General features: G+C 37.0%; 16 protein-coding genes. 5 read left to right on the forward strand and 11 right to left on the reverse strand.

Features of this window, described 5'->3' with window-relative positions; all coding sequences use genetic code 11:
* Nucleotides 1-7: 7 nt before the first annotated feature.
* From GV828_RS04870 to GV828_RS04895, 6 genes are all read right to left on the reverse strand, one after another.
* Complete coding sequence (locus tag GV828_RS04870) at nt 8-1,396, reverse strand: amidohydrolase family protein (protein WP_166536355.1); 1,389 nt, start codon at nt 1,394-1,396, stop codon at nt 8-10.
* A 132-nt stretch (nt 1,397-1,528) separates the two neighbouring features.
* Nucleotides 1,529-1,852, reverse strand: coding sequence for a LytR/AlgR family response regulator transcription factor (locus GV828_RS04875; protein WP_166536356.1), 324 nt, complete (start codon nt 1,850-1,852; stop codon nt 1,529-1,531).
* A 50-nt stretch (nt 1,853-1,902) separates the two neighbouring features.
* Nucleotides 1,903-2,184: a hypothetical protein gene (locus tag GV828_RS04880; RefSeq protein ID WP_166536357.1), complete on the reverse strand. Its 282-nt coding sequence runs from the start codon at nt 2,182-2,184 to the stop codon at nt 1,903-1,905.
* A 310-nt stretch (nt 2,185-2,494) separates the two neighbouring features.
* Nucleotides 2,495-4,636 (reverse strand): methylmalonyl-CoA mutase, encoded by a 2,142-nt coding sequence (gene scpA, locus GV828_RS04885; RefSeq protein ID WP_166536358.1) that lies wholly within the window; start codon nt 4,634-4,636, stop codon nt 2,495-2,497.
* 55 nt (nt 4,637-4,691) lie between these two features.
* A complete protein-coding gene (locus GV828_RS04890) occupies nt 4,692-4,919 on the reverse strand; it encodes a hypothetical protein (RefSeq protein WP_166536359.1) in 228 nt (75 codons plus the stop codon).
* Nucleotides 4,920-4,984: 65 nt separating this feature from the next.
* On the reverse strand, nt 4,985-6,361 hold the full coding sequence (locus GV828_RS04895; RefSeq protein WP_166536360.1) for an MATE family efflux transporter: 1,377 nt from the start codon (nt 6,359-6,361) through the stop codon (nt 4,985-4,987).
* Between the two features lie 222 nt (nt 6,362-6,583).
* On the opposite strand from GV828_RS04895, the gene GV828_RS04900 reads away from it, so the two are divergent.
* Entirely contained in the window at nt 6,584-7,120 is a 537-nt protein-coding gene (locus GV828_RS04900) for a hypothetical protein (RefSeq protein WP_166536361.1), read from the forward strand.
* Between the two features lie 60 nt (nt 7,121-7,180).
* Here the strand turns inward: GV828_RS04900 and GV828_RS04905 are convergent, their stop codons facing one another.
* Nucleotides 7,181-8,062 (reverse strand): PPK2 family polyphosphate kinase, encoded by an 882-nt coding sequence (locus GV828_RS04905; protein WP_166536362.1) that lies wholly within the window; start codon nt 8,060-8,062, stop codon nt 7,181-7,183.
* A gap of 198 nt (nt 8,063-8,260) precedes the next feature.
* Here GV828_RS04905 and GV828_RS04910 point away from each other — a divergent pair, with 198 nt between their 5' ends.
* From GV828_RS04910 to GV828_RS04925, 4 genes are all read left to right on the forward strand, one after another.
* Nucleotides 8,261-9,097, forward strand: a complete 837-nt coding sequence (locus GV828_RS04910; protein WP_166536363.1) for a DUF6929 family protein — start codon at nt 8,261-8,263, stop codon at nt 9,095-9,097.
* A gap of 100 nt (nt 9,098-9,197) precedes the next feature.
* Nucleotides 9,198-9,701 carry an RNA polymerase sigma factor gene (locus tag GV828_RS04915; RefSeq protein WP_166536387.1) on the forward strand — a complete coding sequence of 168 codons (504 nt, stop codon included), beginning with the start codon at nt 9,198-9,200 and terminating at the stop codon, nt 9,699-9,701.
* Entirely contained in the window at nt 9,701-10,561 is an 861-nt protein-coding gene (locus GV828_RS04920; RefSeq protein WP_166536364.1) for a hypothetical protein, read from the forward strand. The genes GV828_RS04915 and GV828_RS04920 overlap by 1 nt, the downstream gene beginning before the upstream one ends.
* Nucleotides 10,562-10,601: 40 nt before the next feature.
* Entirely contained in the window at nt 10,602-10,949 is a 348-nt protein-coding gene (locus GV828_RS04925; protein ID WP_166536365.1) for an FEKKY domain-containing protein, read from the forward strand.
* A gap of 46 nt (nt 10,950-10,995) precedes the next feature.
* Here the strand turns inward: GV828_RS04925 and GV828_RS04930 are convergent, their stop codons facing one another.
* The 4 genes from GV828_RS04930 to GV828_RS04945 form a co-directional block, all read right to left on the reverse strand.
* Nucleotides 10,996-12,627 (reverse strand): ABC-F family ATP-binding cassette domain-containing protein, encoded by a 1,632-nt coding sequence (locus tag GV828_RS04930; RefSeq protein ID WP_166536366.1) that lies wholly within the window; start codon nt 12,625-12,627, stop codon nt 10,996-10,998.
* A gap of 96 nt (nt 12,628-12,723) precedes the next feature.
* Nucleotides 12,724-13,362, reverse strand: a complete 639-nt coding sequence (locus GV828_RS04935) for a DEAD/DEAH box helicase (protein ID WP_166536367.1) — start codon at nt 13,360-13,362, stop codon at nt 12,724-12,726.
* Nucleotides 13,363-13,434: 72 nt separating this feature from the next.
* Nucleotides 13,435-14,598, reverse strand: coding sequence for a sigma-54-dependent transcriptional regulator (locus GV828_RS04940; protein WP_166536368.1), 1,164 nt, complete (start codon nt 14,596-14,598; stop codon nt 13,435-13,437).
* Nucleotides 14,599-14,868: 270 nt separating this feature from the next.
* On the reverse strand, nt 14,869-16,155 hold the full coding sequence (locus GV828_RS04945) for an ABC transporter permease (RefSeq protein ID WP_166536369.1): 1,287 nt from the start codon (nt 16,153-16,155) through the stop codon (nt 14,869-14,871).
* Nucleotides 16,156-16,224 lie beyond the last annotated feature (69 nt).

Consider the following 16,224-nt stretch of genomic DNA (forward strand, 5'->3'; position numbering starts at 1 on the left):
GATGATTTTAGGGAACTATTTCTCCATCTTTTATAATGGTTTTTTCTGAAACAAAATTATGGGCATTATCAAAAGGATTTTTAGACCATATAATTAAATGGGCTTTTTTGCCTATTTCTAAACTTCCTGTTTCATTTTCAATTCCAATTGCTTTTGCGCCGTTGTAACTTGCAATTTTGAAAATATCGGCAGTTTTAAAACCATATTTTGATAAAATGATGAGTTCTGAAAGATTTACTTTTCCACCGTTTGGCATATCCGAACCTAAACGTATTTCAATTCCTGAATCGTGCATCTTTTTGACGTATTGCATCATTAAGTTAAAATTTTCCTGGCACCTTTTTCTTTGTTTCTCCGTAAGTGATGTGTCTTTTACTTGGGTAAAGAAGGTGGGTTCAAACTGTACAAAAAGGCGATGAAGCGTGGTGGAAAAAGTAGCGTTGTTTTGCCTCAGATTTTTAATAAACGCTTTCATTTCTTTGTGTTTATTTTCTTTAATAAAACGAAATTGTTCTAGGAAAAATTCAATGACTCTGCTTTCTGTGTTGAGTTCGCCAAAATTGGTTTTGAACTGGTTGTCGAGTCTTACCCAATCGTCGTCAGTTGTAATAACGCTGTTTGGAATTAATGCTAAATGTTCATAGTTTTTCAGTCCCTTCTCAAGGGTTTGAGGTATCGTCAAATATTCTGGGTTGAAATCACCGATATGGCCATAGGTTTTGATGCCTAAACTATCAGCAACTTTAATGATGCTCGAAAATTCGGGTTCCTTTAACCGATGATAAAGTTTAATGTGTTTAATTCCTAATTGGGAATATTCTACTATTTTTTGCGACGCCATTTCTGACGAAGTAACTTCGGTGTGACCTATATAAGGGGTTCTAGTATCTTTTGAAATTAAAGCCCCACCACAAACGATAAAGTCCACATTATTGGGAGAAGAATTATTTTGCCAAACTACTAATTCCTTAACCCAGTTTTCGGGTTGTCCCATTGTCATTACTGTCGTTGTACCGTAAGGCAAATATTCATCCGAAAGCTTTTTTCTTAAAATATTTAAACTGTCTACTGGTAATATTTTCGGAGCTTTTTCATAATCGCCAAAAACATCGGTTGGATGAATGTGTGGATCGATGAATGATGGCGTTACTAATTTTCCTTTCGCATCAATAATGGTTCTGGCTTGATGCTTTTTTTTGGAAGAAATCATTACAATTTTGCCTTTTGAAATCAATATTGATTTTTTTGAAGATACTTTGCCGGACTTTGTATTTAAAATTTTTGCATTTAAAATAACAAGGTCATAATTGTTTTCGCTTTGACCTTTTTCGATGGCATGAAATTGAGAAAATCCTGCAAAAGATAAAAATAAGAGCAGTAAGTAAAATTGTTTCATGGTAACATTGATGAGATTTGCGGTGAGTTATTATTGCAATAAAAATTTGGCAAAAATGCCGATATACAACCTACCAAGCAAATAATTTATTTTAATCCTTCGATTTTTTATGCCAAAGCTCCCTTTTCTTATTTACAATAACAATCTTTCCATTCGGCGAGACAAACATTCGCGATAACTTTTGGCCACCGAAATTTCATGTTCCCCAATCATGATGTGGTGATCTTCGAGATAATCCACATTGGTTAAATTAATGATGAATGAATTGTGAACCCGCATAAACTCATCGGGAAGCCCATCTATAAGTTCTTTCAATGATTTGTAATAAATGTACTTTTTCCTTTTTGTAAAAATTTCAACATAGTTCCCCAAACCTTTAATGACTAGAATTTCGTCAAAAAACAACTTGATTAACTTTCTGTCAGATTTTATAAAAGTATATTTTACAGTATTCATAATGCCGATGTGAAATTCTAATAGACTACATTAGGAAGATTTTGTTACAATTATACTCCTTTCAAATTTAAATTGAAGCATTGTTCATTAGCGAGTGTATCTTTCGGAAGGATAAGAATAGGATTTTTTATTACAAAAAGTTTGTCGTGTTCGTCTTTCATATTCATAGATATGATAACTTTAAAAAGTTTTTCGCTGGATTTTACAATTCCGTTTCTTGTAAATTGATAATACCTTCCGCAATATTGGTATCGCGGAAAACCCGTACGCAAAGAATGGCTTGAATCGTAAACTGATACAATGCTAACAAAATCTGAAACTGCGTTAGTCAAATATATTAAAAATTGGAATAGTTTGATTATTGCGAGTCGAGAGATCATCGTAGAGCTCGGGCAAAAAAAAATTCTAATCAGGAAATTGCTTCGCCTGTTCGCTAATTGTTCAAATCCAAATTCAAAAAAAAATAATTCGAGAATTCGTGGCGAAAACGTATCAACATCAACAACATCAAAATCAAAAAAATCTTTGATCTGTGGCGAATAAAAAATTCCAATATCTAAATTCCAAGGAGAAATTAATTTGAGAATTCGTGGCTAACAGCAAATTCAAAAAACATAAAATTCAAAAAAATTATGTAAACTACTATTCCTGCAATAAAATATCTAAAATGGTAATCGCGGCATCGCTGATTTTGGTTCCGGGACCAAATACGGCAACAGCTCCAGCATCAAATAAATATTGGTAATCTTGTGCGGGAATGACGCCTCCAACGATGACCATAATGTCTTCACGCCCGTATTTTTTGAGTTCGTCAATGACTTGCGGCACCAAAGTTTTGTGGCCTGCCGCCAAAGACGAAACGCCTAAAATATGCACGTCGTTTTCCACGGCTTGTTTGGCAGCTTCGGCGGGAGTTTGAAATAACGGGCCAATGTCCACGTCAAAACCAACATCGGCATAACCGGTTGCTACCACTTTTGCGCCACGGTCATGACCGTCTTGTCCCATTTTTGCAATCATAATCCGCGGTCGTCTTCCTTCAACCGCCGCAAATTCGTCGGCTTTTTTCTTGGCCGTTGCAAAACTTTCATCGTTTTTAATTTCTTTGCTATACACGCCACTAAATGATTTAATTTGTGCTTTGTAACGTCCGAAAACCGCTTCGAGTGCATCGCTGATTTCTCCCAAAGTAGCGCGTTCGCGAGCGGCATTTACGGCTAATGCTAATAAATTTCCTTCGCCGGATTTTGCAGCTTCGGTTAATTGTTGTAATAAATTTTGAACTTCAGATTCGTTTCTTGACGCTCTAATTTTTTCCAAACGCTCGATTTGTGCTTTTCGAACCATTTGGTTATCAACGTCTAAAATATGCAGAGGGTCTTCCTTTTTTAATCGGTATTTGTTGACACCAACAATCACATCTTGCCCAGAATCAATTCGTGCTTGTTTTCTGGCAGCAGCTTCTTCAATTCGAAGTTTCGGAATTCCGGCTTCAATGGCTTTGGTCATGCCGCCTAATTCTTCCACTTCTTCGATTAATTTCCAGGCTTTATCGGCAATTTCGGCGGTTAATTTTTCTACGTAAAAACTTCCAGCCCAAGGATCAACAGTTTTGGTAATTTTGGTTTCTTCCTGAAGGAAAATTTGTGTATTTCTCGCAATTCTTGCCGAAAAATCCGTTGGCAATGCAATGGCTTCGTCTAAAGCATTGGTATGCAAAGATTGGGTTCCGCCGAAAGCTGCAGCACTGGCTTCGATTACGGTTCGTGCCACGTTGTTAAAGGGATCTTGCTCGGTTAAACTCCAACCCGAAGTTTGGCAATGGGTTCGTAATGCTAAAGATTTTTCGTCTTGCGGATTGAATTGCTTCAGTAATTTTGCCCAAAGCATTCTTCCGGCTCGCATTTTGGCAATTTCCATAAAATGATTCATACCAATCGCCCAAAAAAACGAAAGGCGAGGGGCAAACTCATCAATTTTCATTCCGGCGGCAAGTCCGGTTCTAATGTATTCCAAACCATCGGCTAAAGTGTAAGCCAACTCAATATCTGCGGTAGCTCCAGCTTCTTGCATGTGATAACCGGAAATGGAAATAGAGTTGAACTTCGGCATTTTTTTGCTGGTAAATTCAAAGATATCAGCAATGATTTTCATTGATGGCGATGGCGGATAAATGTAGGTGTTTCGCACCATAAACTCTTTCAAGATGTCATTTTGGATGGTTCCGGAAAGTTTTTCGGGAGCAACACCTTGTTCTTCAGCAGCTACAATATAAAAGGCCATAATCGGTAAAACAGCACCATTCATGGTCATGGAAACTGACATTTCATCCAGCGGAATTTGGTCGAAAAGAATTTTCATATCTTCCACCGAATCAATGGCAACACCAGCTTTACCAACATCTCCCACAACACGTTCATGGTCTGAATCATAACCGCGATGCGTGGGCAAATCAAATGCTATGGAAAGTCCTTTTTGTCCAGCAGCTAAATTTCTTCGGTAAAATGCATTACTTTCTTCAGCGGTAGAAAATCCGGCATATTGACGAATCGTCCACGGGCGACGAACGTACATCGTGGCATAAGGTCCGCGAAGATTTGGTGCAAAACCAGCTCCAAAATCTAAATGTTCTAAACCGTCTAAATCTTTTTCGGAATACGTTTTTTTTACGTCAATGCCTTCTGCTGTTGGGAACTTTTCTAAATTTCCAATTTGAGATGGACGACTTTCTACTTTCGACTTCTGACTTTCAGCTAAATGAATATGCTGGAGATTTTTTCTCATAATCAACTCTTTTTTGGCTTCAAAAATGGGGTGAGTTTTGCTTTTTTCTTCGAAATTAATTTTCGTATCGTTCGATTTCGCGGTCGTAAAAATTATTGGCTTCTTCAATTAAATCTTCCATAATTTGATTGAGTTCTGCTTCGTCTAAATCTTCGGCGTCCTCCAAAAATTCCACTTCATCATCTTTTAAATTGATGATAAATCGAGGATAATCCATGTGGATGATGAAAATATCATCCGGAAAATCGGTATTGTCGCCTAATAAAAATTTTGGTAATTCCATTTGAATTATGAGTTATGGATTTATGAATTGTTGCTAAAGTAAGTTAATATACTACTCGCTTTTAACTATTCACTTTCAATTATTAATTTTTTCGTGAGATAATTAAAGCGAATATACAAAAATATGGCGGCAACTGTCAAGCCTGCCAAAAGTCCGATCCAAATTCCGGTGGCTTGAAGCGAAGTATATTTTCCTAAATAAAAAGAAATGGGAAAACCCACAATCCAATATGCTGCAAAGGTGATGTACATTGGGATTTTTACATCTTGCAATCCTCTCAAAGCCCCTAAAACTGCTACTTGGATTCCATCTGAAATTTGGAAAATTGCGGCAACCAAAAGTAATTTTGCCGCAATTTTTATTACTTCTAAATTGTCTGCTGCTAATTCGGGGTTGTTCATATTCAGGAAGAAATGCGGTAAATATTGGTGAAAAATTACAAAGGCAATTCCGAAAATCGTTTCGATAATGATGACCAATAAAAAAATCGATCTGGCTACGACTAATAATTTGTTAAAATCCCGTAAACCCTTTTGATTACTCACACGAATCATTGCGGTAACGCTTAATCCCATGGCAAACATAAACGTTGCCGATGCTAAACTTAGTGCAATTTGGTTTGCCGCCTGACTGGTTTTTCCCAACGAACCCGAAAGCCAAATCGCTGCCGTGAAAAGTGCGACTTCAAAAAACATTTGTAAAGCCGAAGGTAATCCCAAAGCAATTATTTTTTTGGAAGTGGCTTTCTCCAGATTTTTAAAACTAAATCCTTCAAAATATTGTTTTAATTTTTCTTTGCGGGATAAGATGACGTGCATGAAAACTACCATCATAATGCGCGAAATAACGGTTCCTACTGCAGCTCCAATAATACCTAATTTCGGGAAAATCCAAATGCCGTAAATGAGTAAATAATTTAAAATCACGTGAACCACATTGGCCATGATAATCGCGTACATCGAGTATTTTGTCATCGAAAGTCCGTCGGCAAATTGCTTGTAACCTTGATACGCTACAACGGGAATCATCGAAAATCCAACCCAATCAATATAAGGTTTTGCCAACACAATCACTTCTTCGGGTTGTCCCATGAAATACATAAGCGGTTTGGCAGCAACGATTATGGAAAACAACATAAGCCCTAAAATCGTGCATAAAAATAGCCCGTGATGAAATGTTTTTTTTATATTTTCAGAATTTCCTTCAGAATCGCTTTGTGCAATAATTGGCGTCAATGCGGTAGAAAATCCAATTCCTAAAGAAATGGCGACAAACATAAAACTGTTGCCCAAAGAAACTGCCGCTAATTCTGCCGAACCTAATTTTCCGACCATCACATTATCCACAATTCCAATTAAAGTATGACCCAACATTCCCAAGATAATTGGGTATGCGAGTTGAAGATTGTATCGAAATTCTCGGGTATAAATATGCAGATTCACGGTAAAAATTTTCCGGCAAAGATAATTTCAAAAGTCAGTTTCGGAGCAGTTTTTGCTTAAAATGTTTTGCCTCATATCTAAAACTTTATACAATTTTTTTGCAACGTTATAGAATCACCATTTTTTGTGTTAATTTTTAACAATACTTTAAAAATTAAGCAGTAAAACGGATGTTTTTTTAGTGTTAATTTTACACCAACTAACCATTTTAATCTTTTTATTATGAAAAATTTAAAACAACTAACGAGTGCGTTTGCCGTTTGCTTCGCCTTGTTTACTACAAATGTTCAAGCGCAAGATGCACTTCCGGCTGATGTAACGGAAAATTATGATTCAGGATTTCGTTTGGGCTTCGGACTAAATACCGGATATGTTTTTGAAGATCCATATGGATTTGCACTTGGTGGAGATGTTCGTTTGCAGTATGATTTCAACCGAAGATATTCGGTAACCCTAACTACAGGATTTACCAATATGTTTGTACCAGGTGACGATTTAGGATTTATTCCTGCCAAAGCTGGTTTCAAAGCCTTCGTTTGGGAAGATCGTTTCTACATTTTAGGAGAAGCTGGAGCGGCTTTTGCGGTAACCAATGATTATAACGAAACCAGTTTGTTGTTGGCTCCCGGAATTGGTTATGCCAATAAATATTTTGACGCCAGTATCCGTTATGAGCATTACAATAATTTCCCTACTGCTGACGGAAATGAAGGCGTGGGACAAATTGCTTTGCGCTTAGCATACGGTTTTAGACTATAAAATAAAAGTTAGTAGTGAACTTAAAAGCCCCGAAATTTTTTATGTTTCGGGGCTTTTTTGTTATTTTTCGTTAGACAATTCCGTTCGGTAAAGGTTGATATTTTCCTTCACTTTATCTTCTAATTCAGGAAATTTAATGTCTTGATATTTTGAGAGTTCGTTAAAAATAGTTTCTAGAAAAATAACTCGTGTCATCTTTTTATCATCAGCCGGAATCACAAACCAAGGCGCATTTTTGGTACTACTTTTATTGATGGCTTCCTCATAAAATTGCTGGTAATCATTCCAAAATCCGCGTTCTTTTAAATCTCCCGGCGAAAATTTCCAATTGTGTTTTTCCTTATCCAAACGGCGCAACAACCGCTGGCGTTGTTCTTCTTTGCTTAAATGCAGGAAAAATTTCAATACAATAGTACCGTTTTGCGCCAAATGATTCTCAAAATTCACTATTTGCTCCAAACGCTTGCCATAAAAATCTTCCGGAATATCTTCAACTGAATTAATTCCCGGTAAATTCTCGTTCAAAATATATTCTTTGTGAACCCGCGTCACCAGCACATTTTCATAATGCGTTCTATTAAAAACCGCAAATTTTCCTTTTTCCGGCAACGCAATATAATGTCGCCACAAAAAATCGTGTTCCAACTCCGTAGAATTAGGCGTTTTAAAACTATGCACCACAACACCTCTCGCGTTAAATTCCTTAAAAACCTCCCGAATCAAACTGTCTTTCCCCGAAGTATCCATCCCTTGAATGCAAATCAAAACCGCATATTTATTATGAGCATACATCATATCTTGCAGTTCCGCCATCTTTTTCCGCGTTTCCTTAAAATGTTTTTTTTGCACCTCTTCGTCCATTTCCAAAGACGTTTTCGTAGGAATATCCTTTAATGAAATAGGTTGCGTAACCTTAAATCTATCCGTGTCAAAATGTTTCATAGTCCATAATTTAACGCTAAATATAAATAATTATCTTTATACAATTTTGATTTGGGCAGCATTTCCCGTTTCCGCTACAATCTTTTTGTTAATTGCTCCGGATTTGAATCCGGGCAATCTATAAAAAGGATTTCCACTGCTCCCGAAATTTCGGGACGGGGCTGCAAACCCTGCTAAATTTCACCAATGGTAAACAACATGAAAAAATTAAAATTAGAACTATTCCTCAAAATCATCGGTATCGGTTCGGCTTCAGGATTAATTTTCAAAGACAATCATTTATTCATCATTTCCGATAATGCTTCAGTTTTATACCAACACTATCTCGATGAAAATCAATTACAGCAACATTCCGTAATCGAAATCCCAAATGCACCAACCGAAAATATTCCTAAAAAAATTAAACCCGATTTTGAAGCCATCACCACTAACGGAACTGACTATTTTCTCTTTGGTTCTGGAAGTACCCAAAACCGCAAAAAGCTAATCGCGTTTCAACCCAATACTAAAAAAAACACCGAAACCGATTTGACTTTGCTCTACGAAGCCATGCAAAATTTCGCCGAAATCAATCCCGAAAACTTCAACATCGAAGGCGTTATTTATACCGAAAAATGTTGGTATTTCTTCAATCGTGGCAATGGAGACAAGTCACAAAACGGCATTTTTATCGTTACCGGAAACCTTACAGACGAATTTTCGATCGTTTACAATAAAATAAAATTACCGAAAATCAACAAAATCCCAAGCAGTTTCACCGATGCGGTTTGGCACAACAATACCATTTATTTTCTCGCTGCTGCGGAAAATACTTCGTCCACTTACCACGATGGAGAAGTTGCCGGAACCTTAATTGGCGCCATCAACCCCGAAAAAATGAAGGTTATTTTTACCAGAAAAATTTCCGACAAAAATAAATTTGAAGGCTTGAGTTTCTTCCGCGAAAGCGAAAATAAAATAGAATTTTTGCTTTGCGAAGACAATGACAGCGAGGTACTTTCCACAGAAATTTTTAAGTTGACTTTGCCCAAATAAAATTTTTTCAACCTCGTCCCAACCTTTTCCTCAAAAAAATGCTCTATATAAAAAAAGCAACATCGTGATAGACGAAAAATTAATAATTGCCTGCCGGAAAATGCAACGCGACGCTCAGAAAAAAGTGTATCAACTTCTCGCGCCACCGTTGTACAACACTTGCAAACGCTACCTCAAAAACGAAGAAGAAATTGAGGAAGCTCTTGCCGATGTTTTTTACATTATTTTCACCAAAATCGACCAACTCAAAGAAAATCATGCATTTTATTCTTGGAGTAAAAAAATTGCGGTAAACCAATGTTTGCTGGTGTTAAAGAAAAAATTAAACTTCAATATGTACCTCGAAGAAGCCCCACAAAGTTGGCAACCTGTCGCAATAGAAGACACAAATTTAGAAGAAGAAGATTTGCTCAATTTGCTCAATTTTATCCCGGAAGGCTGCCGAACGGTTTTTAACTTGTTTGCCATTGAAGGATTTGCCCACAAAGAAATTGCACAAATGCTCAATATTTCCGAAGGAACTTCGAAATCACAGTTGAATGTTGCCAAATCAAAACTGAAAGTTTTAGTGGAAGATTTGTATTACCAAAAAAGAAAAATGTAATGGAAAGTCAAGATAAATTGTACCAATCTTTTAAAAATGCCGCCGAAAATACGGTGCAAAAGCAATTTCCGGCGATGGAAAAAGTGTGGGAAAGAGTAGAGGAGAGGCTCGATAAAAAGGTTTTGAAGCAAGAAAATAAAACTTGGAAAAAGCTGGCGATTGCGGCTTCGGTTTTGTTGTTCACAGTTTTGGGTTACCAAATTTTTAACCGTGATGAAACCGAACAAGTTCAGGAAGAAAAAGTAGTTTCGGTTGAAGCGGAATCGGTTAGTAATGAAGAAGTTGTAGCGGAAACAGAAGCTGTAATTCCCGAAGAAAATGCACCAATCGTGAAAGATGCCGAAGTCATTTTGAAAAAACAAATAGAAAAAGAAGCGGTTGCAGTTAACGATGACATTGCAGTTCAAGATTCTATGGTTTCAAACGGAATGATTTCTGCTAAAGCGACCGATAAAAAAGTGGTAAACGAAACGGCTTTTGCTCAAAGAAAATTTGAAGCCGTTGGCGTGCAAAGAAATGAAATTGTTGTAGAAGAAACCGCTGTTGCTGCTGTTCAAGAAACAAAAGAACCGCCATTGGTTGTGATTGATGGCAAAGTTTCGAAAGAAAAAAAATACAGCAACGGTTTTTTACCTAAATCTGATTTTGAATCGGTAACATATTTGTCCAATCCGTTGTACATTATTAACGGTGAAGAATTTACAGAAAAGGAACTTTTTGGACCAAAACCCACCAGCAAATATGCACCTTTGAGCAAACAAAAAATTGTTTCAACTACTATTTTACAAGGCGAAGCTGCCGTAAATGCTTATGGCGAAAAAGGAAAAAACGGCGTGGTAATTATCACAACGAAGAAATAATTTTCAATCCTAAATCATATATCTAAAATCCTCAATCAACATGAAATCTTTATCCATCTTATTTTTTCTAATATTTTTCCAAATTTCAAACGCACAAAATATTGTTGTTTCGGAAAAAGAACGCGCCGAAAAACAATTTGAAATTGATGTAAAAAACAACCACCTAAAAATTTATGTGCAAGGCGGAATTGTTTCGGCAATTAAAAAGGAAGATGTAGATTTTGCTGAAAAACACGGATTTTATTACCACGAATTCGGGTGTTTAGCTCCCGCAAATCGCGATTATTACGAGCATTACAATCAATTGGTTTTTATACATTTGACGCAAAAATTTGGCACAGAATGGAAAAGTCAAGTTTCTGAAAGTAGTATTGGGTTTAAAGTTTAAAATTTCAGGTTTCAGGTTTTTCGAAACGGAAAATTGCGACTGAAAACTATTTCTCGATCTCCCGTAGGCTTTCCATTTTTTTCAATGCCAAAAATCCTTTGATGTCTTCAAAATGTTCTTTGACGCGTTTGTTACCAAATTCAAATACTTTTGTAGCCAAACCATCCAAGAAATCACGATCGTGAGATACCAATATCAAAGTTCCGTCAAAATCACGAAGCGCATCTTTGATAATGTCTTTGGTTTTCATATCTAAGTGGTTTGTTGGCTCATCGAGAATCAATACGTTTACAGGTTCGAGCAATAATTTCATCATCGCCAAACGTGTTTTTTCGCCACCCGAAAGTACTTTTACTTTTTTGTGAACATCATCGCCACCAAACATAAATGCACCTAACATATCTTTGATTTTTGTGCGAATGTCACCCACGGCAATTCTGTCAATTGTTTCAAAAACTGTGGCTTCGCCGTCTAACAATGACGCTTGATTTTGAGCAAAATATCCAATTTGAGCATTGTGTCCCACTTCTAATTTTCCTTCAAAATCAATTTCGCCCATAATGGCTTTAATCATGGTTGATTTTCCTTCCCCGTTTTTACCAACGAAAGCAACTTTTTGACCACGTTCAACTACCAAATTAGCTTCCTTAAAAACAACGTGATTGTCATAAGATTTTGACAATTCTTCCACCACCACAGGATATTGACCGCTTCGTGGCGATGGCGGAAATTTTAATCTCAACGCCGAAGTATCCACTTCATCCACTTCAATCGGTACAATTTTTTCTAACATTCTTACCCGCGATTGAACGGCATCAGTTTTAGAAAAAGTTCCGCGAAAACGGTCGATAAAGGCTTGATTATCTGCAATAAATTTTTGCTGTTCGTCATATGCTTTTTGCTGATGAACTCGACGTTCTTTGCGCAATTCGAGGTAGTGCGAATATTTGGCTTTGTAATCGTAAATTCTTCCCATCGTCACTTCAATGGTACGATTGGTAATGTTGTCCACAAAGGCACGGTCGTGAGAAATGACCATCACGGCTTTGGCAGAATTAATCAAAAATTCTTCTAACCATTGAATCGACTCAATATCCATATGGTTTGTGGGCTCATCGAGTAAAATTAAATCGGGTTTTTTCAATAAAATTTTGGCTAGCTCAATTCTCATTCGCCAACCTCCGGAAAATTCTGATGTTGGTCTAGAAAAATCTTCTCTGACAAATCCGAGTCCTTTTAGTACTTTTTCAACTTCGGCTTCATAATTAATTTCTTCGATGGAATAAAATTTCTCGCTCAATTCCGAAACACGCTCGATTAACTTCATGTAATCGTCGCTTTCGTAATCGGTTCTTACGGTTAATTCGTCATTAATTTTGTCGATTTCTGACTTCATCGCAAAAATTTCGGCAAAGGCTTTAGACGTTTCTTCCATCACGGTGCAATTGTCTTCGGTCAATAAATGCTGCGGAAGGTAAGCAATTACGGCTTCTTTTGGTGCCGAAATTCCACCTCTTGTAGGTTTATTTACTCCGGCGATAATTTTGAGAAGCGTAGATTTTCCGGCTCCGTTTTTGCCCATTAACGCAATTTTATCATTTTCATTGATGGCAAAAGTCACATCGCTAAACAAAACCGAACCGCCAAATTCAACGGCAACATCATTAACTGTAATCATTTATGAAGAAATTTTTCGGGAGAATATTTCCCGATTTTTGAGGTGCAAAGATAGATTTAATTTGAAAAAGAATGAGATTAAAATAATCATGAAAATTTATTCTTCGGAAAAGTTAATTTCGTCATCGTCCATTTCAAAAAAAAGTGGCTCAATCATGATTTTATCAGCGAGAATTTCGATTTTTTCTGTGATTTCGTTACAAAAAAATATGCGTTGCATTTTTTCCACACTTTCCGAAAGTCTTGCAATTACAGAATCGTGACGGTTTCTTAATAAAATATCGGCATCATCAATGGCAAAAAATTTAATGGTAGTCATGTTGAAACCTGCCGATGAAAACATGGCATTGATTTTTGTAGGTGTTCCAATTAAAATGTCGCAACCCGCAGAAATTTGGTTTTTATCTTCGTCCATATCGCTTTTTTCATACACGCCATAAACGCGCAAATTATTATAGCGATTGAAGTTTTTAAAAATTTCGAGCATTTCCAACACTTTTTCTTTAGTTTCCACCAAAATTAAAGTTCGGGTACTTTCGCCTTCCTGTTTATGCATTTTTTGGATGGCGTTGATGACGATGGTAGTGGTTTTCCCCGTACCTTTTGGCGATTGAATGACCAAATCTGCGCCACTTTTTATTGCAGAAAATGTTTCTTCCTGAAGGAAATTTGCTTCTTCAAATCCGTTTTCGATTAAAGATTTTTGAAGATTTGGGTTTATTTTTTTTAGTTTCATTTTTTTGATGCTATACGCTTTAGGCTTTTGGCTGTAAGCTTATTGATTAGAGTTTAAACCTATTGCTTAAAATTATTTACTGGCAAAAAGTTTTACATCAGTTTCAGAAATTTCGGTTCCACCTAATATGATAAGGCGTTCTACCACGTTTCTGAGCTCGCGGATGTTTCCTGTCCAGTCGTATTCTTTGAGCAAATTTATGGCTTCTTGGCTAAATTTTTTGGGAGAAGTTCCTTGTTCGGTACCAATTTTTTCTGCAAAATGGTTGATGAGCAACGGAATATCGTCTCGGCGATCGTTCAATGCCGGAACTTTAATTAGAATTACAGCTAATCTGTGGTACAAATCTTCACGAAAACGCCCCTCTTCAATTTCTTTTTTCAGATCTTTATTGGTTGCCGCCACTACACGAACATTGACTTTTATGTCTTTGTCAGCTCCAACTCTGGTAATCATATTTTCTTGTAACGCACGTAAAACTTTGGCTTGTGCGGAAAGACTCATATCACCAATTTCATCCAAGAAAATGGTTCCACCATCGGCGGCTTCAAATTTTCCGGCGCGATCTTTTACGGCAGAAGTAAAAGCACCTTTTACGTGACCAAATAATTCACTTTCAATTAATTCCGAAGGAATTGCGGCACAGTTTACTTCAATTAACGGCGCGTTTGCCCGTTCGCTTTTTTCGTGTAATTGATGCGCGACTAATTCCTTTCCGGTTCCGTTTGGTCCGGTAATTAAAACCCTGGCGTCAGTTTGTGCTACTTTGTCCACCATTTCGCGAATGTGGTTGATGGGTTGGCTTTCGCCAATCATCTCGTAATTTTTGCTGACTTTTTTCTTGAGAATTTTATTTTCAACAACGAGTTGTTTTTTATCTAGAGCGTTTCGAACCGTGTTGAGCAAACGATTCAAATCTGGTGGTTTTGAGATGTAATCAAAAGCTCCAAGACGCATGGTATTGATGGCGGTTTCGAGATCTCCGTGACCAGAAATCATCACCATTGGAATTTCGGGTTTGATTTTTTTTACGGCTTCGAGGACTTCTACGCCATCCATTTTGGGCATTTTGATGTCGCACAAAACCAGATCGTAATCGTCGTTTTTTATTTTTTCGAGTCCAACTTGGCCATCTTCAGCTTCTTCAACTTTGTAGTTATCGTTTTCTTCGGATAATATTTTGGTTAAAACTCTGCGAATTGCCGCTTCGTCTTCGATGATGAGTATTTTGGACATGTTTTGATTGAGGATATTTGATTTATGATTTAGGATTGGAAAAATTAAAAGATTTAAAACGTGGATTTTGTCTTTCGTCTTTCGTCTTTCGTCTTTCTTCTGCTTTTTGCTAATTTACGAAAGTTTACTGAAACAAAAATGGTTTTTCCTTTAGCCCCGATTGAGCCGATATCCTCGCTTTTCTCATTTTTTTGAGAAAAGCGAGATAAAGGCGAAAGCGGGAACTGCGATTACTGATGAGAAACGGCGATGGTGCTTCCCTAAAAAAAATTAATATTTTAGCCAACGGAAAAGTTCTTTCCAGGTGGGTTTTTTGCCGTACATGAGGATTCCCACTCGGTAAATTTTGGCGGCAAACCACACGACTCCAAAGAATGTGCCGAATAAAATAATGAGCGAAAGGATGATTTGCCATGCGGGAACGCCAAATGGGATTCGCATGAGCATGACGATTGGCGAGGTTAACGGAATCATTGAAAATGTGGTGGCAACGGTTCCATGGGGTTCGTTTAAAACGGAGAAAAATCCTACGTAAACGGCTAACATTAAGGGTAAAATAATGGGTAAAAGAAATTGTTGTGAGTCGGTTTCATTGTCAACAGCGGCACCAATTGCGGCATATATGGAGCTGTAGAGGAAATAGCCGCCGATGAAATAAATGATGAATCCGATGGCTAATGTGAAAATTGGGATGTTCAAAAATTCGTTTAAATAGAGCTGGAATTCTGAATTTTCGGTGGTGTTTTGGGCAACTTGTGCGGTTGCAGTGGTTTCGATGCCAAATGTGAGGCTAATGATGAAGAGTAAAACGCCACCGATAATGGCCCAAATGATGAATTGTAAAACACCTGCAAGTGAGGTTCCGATGATTTTTCCCATCATGAGTTGGAACGGTTTTACAGATGATATAATGATTTCGATGATACGATTTGTTTTTTCTTCGATAACGCTTCGCATGACCATATTGCCGTAAATGATGATGAACATCATGATTAGGTATCCGAAAGAAGCGCCAATGAAGACCTTGATATAATTTAATCCTTTTACGTTTTCTTCTCCGGATGTTTTGGCGAGGGCGATTTTGATTTCGGCTTGTGCATTTTTTATAGCCAAAGTATCCAAGTTGGCCAATTGCATATTGGTTTGCGTAAGGCGTTTGTTGATGGTGTTTTCGGCATCAAATATAAAATCGGGATCTGGACTTTCGTTGGAAATGTATTGGATTTTTGATGCTAATTGTGAATTATTTTCGGTTTTGGGTATAAATAACAATCCTTCAAATTTTTCTGCTGAAAGGCTGTCTTTTAAACTTTCCAACGACAAATTACTATAATTAAGATATTGGTATTCGTCAGAATTTTTAAAATCGTTCACAAATAAACCGGTTTCGTCGTGTAAGGCGATTTGTTTGATATCAGATTTCATGGTGCTTAAATACACTACAAAAGCGACTAAACCTACCATTAACAACGGACTCAAAAAGGTCATGACAATGAACGACTTGTTGCGAACTTTGGCAATAAATTCTCTTTTGATAATTAGTTTTAAAATGCTCATTTTCTGGATTTATGATTTGAGATTCTTGATTGAGGATATATGATTGAAAGATTGAATGATTGAAAGATT

Origin of the sequence: Flavobacterium ichthyis, from assembly GCF_009915155.1 — a bacterium.
Lineage (GTDB): Bacteria > Bacteroidota > Bacteroidia > Flavobacteriales > Flavobacteriaceae > Flavobacterium > Flavobacterium ichthyis.

What these genes read in the sequence shown, in the direction of transcription:
- GV828_RS04925 (WP_166536365.1), top strand. Translation starts at nt 10,602, where the DNA reads ATGAAATCTTTATCCATCTTATTTTTTCTAATATTTTTCCAAATTTCA.
- GV828_RS04870 (WP_166536355.1), bottom strand. Translation starts at nt 1,396, where the DNA reads ATGAAACAATTTTACTTACTGCTCTTATTTTTATCTTTTGCAGGATTT.
- GV828_RS04875 (WP_166536356.1), bottom strand. Translation starts at nt 1,852, where the DNA reads ATGAATACTGTAAAATATACTTTTATAAAATCTGACAGAAAGTTAATC.
- scpA (WP_166536358.1), bottom strand. Translation starts at nt 4,636, where the DNA reads ATGAGAAAAAATCTCCAGCATATTCATTTAGCTGAAAGTCAGAAGTCG.
- GV828_RS04910 (WP_166536363.1), top strand. Translation starts at nt 8,261, where the DNA reads ATGAAAAAATTAAAATTAGAACTATTCCTCAAAATCATCGGTATCGGT.
- GV828_RS04890 (WP_166536359.1), bottom strand. Translation starts at nt 4,919, where the DNA reads ATGGAATTACCAAAATTTTTATTAGGCGACAATACCGATTTTCCGGAT.
- GV828_RS04915 (WP_166536387.1), top strand. Translation starts at nt 9,198, where the DNA reads ATGCAACGCGACGCTCAGAAAAAAGTGTATCAACTTCTCGCGCCACCG.
- GV828_RS04905 (WP_166536362.1), bottom strand. Translation starts at nt 8,062, where the DNA reads ATGAAACATTTTGACACGGATAGATTTAAGGTTACGCAACCTATTTCA.
- GV828_RS04940 (WP_166536368.1), bottom strand. Translation starts at nt 14,598, where the DNA reads ATGTCCAAAATACTCATCATCGAAGACGAAGCGGCAATTCGCAGAGTT.
- GV828_RS04930 (WP_166536366.1), bottom strand. Translation starts at nt 12,627, where the DNA reads ATGATTACAGTTAATGATGTTGCCGTTGAATTTGGCGGTTCGGTTTTG.
- GV828_RS04920 (WP_166536364.1), top strand. Translation starts at nt 9,701, where the DNA reads ATGGAAAGTCAAGATAAATTGTACCAATCTTTTAAAAATGCCGCCGAA.
- GV828_RS04945 (WP_166536369.1), bottom strand. Translation starts at nt 16,155, where the DNA reads ATGAGCATTTTAAAACTAATTATCAAAAGAGAATTTATTGCCAAAGTT.
- GV828_RS04900 (WP_166536361.1), top strand. Translation starts at nt 6,584, where the DNA reads ATGAAAAATTTAAAACAACTAACGAGTGCGTTTGCCGTTTGCTTCGCC.
- GV828_RS04935 (WP_166536367.1), bottom strand. Translation starts at nt 13,362, where the DNA reads ATGAAACTAAAAAAAATAAACCCAAATCTTCAAAAATCTTTAATCGAA.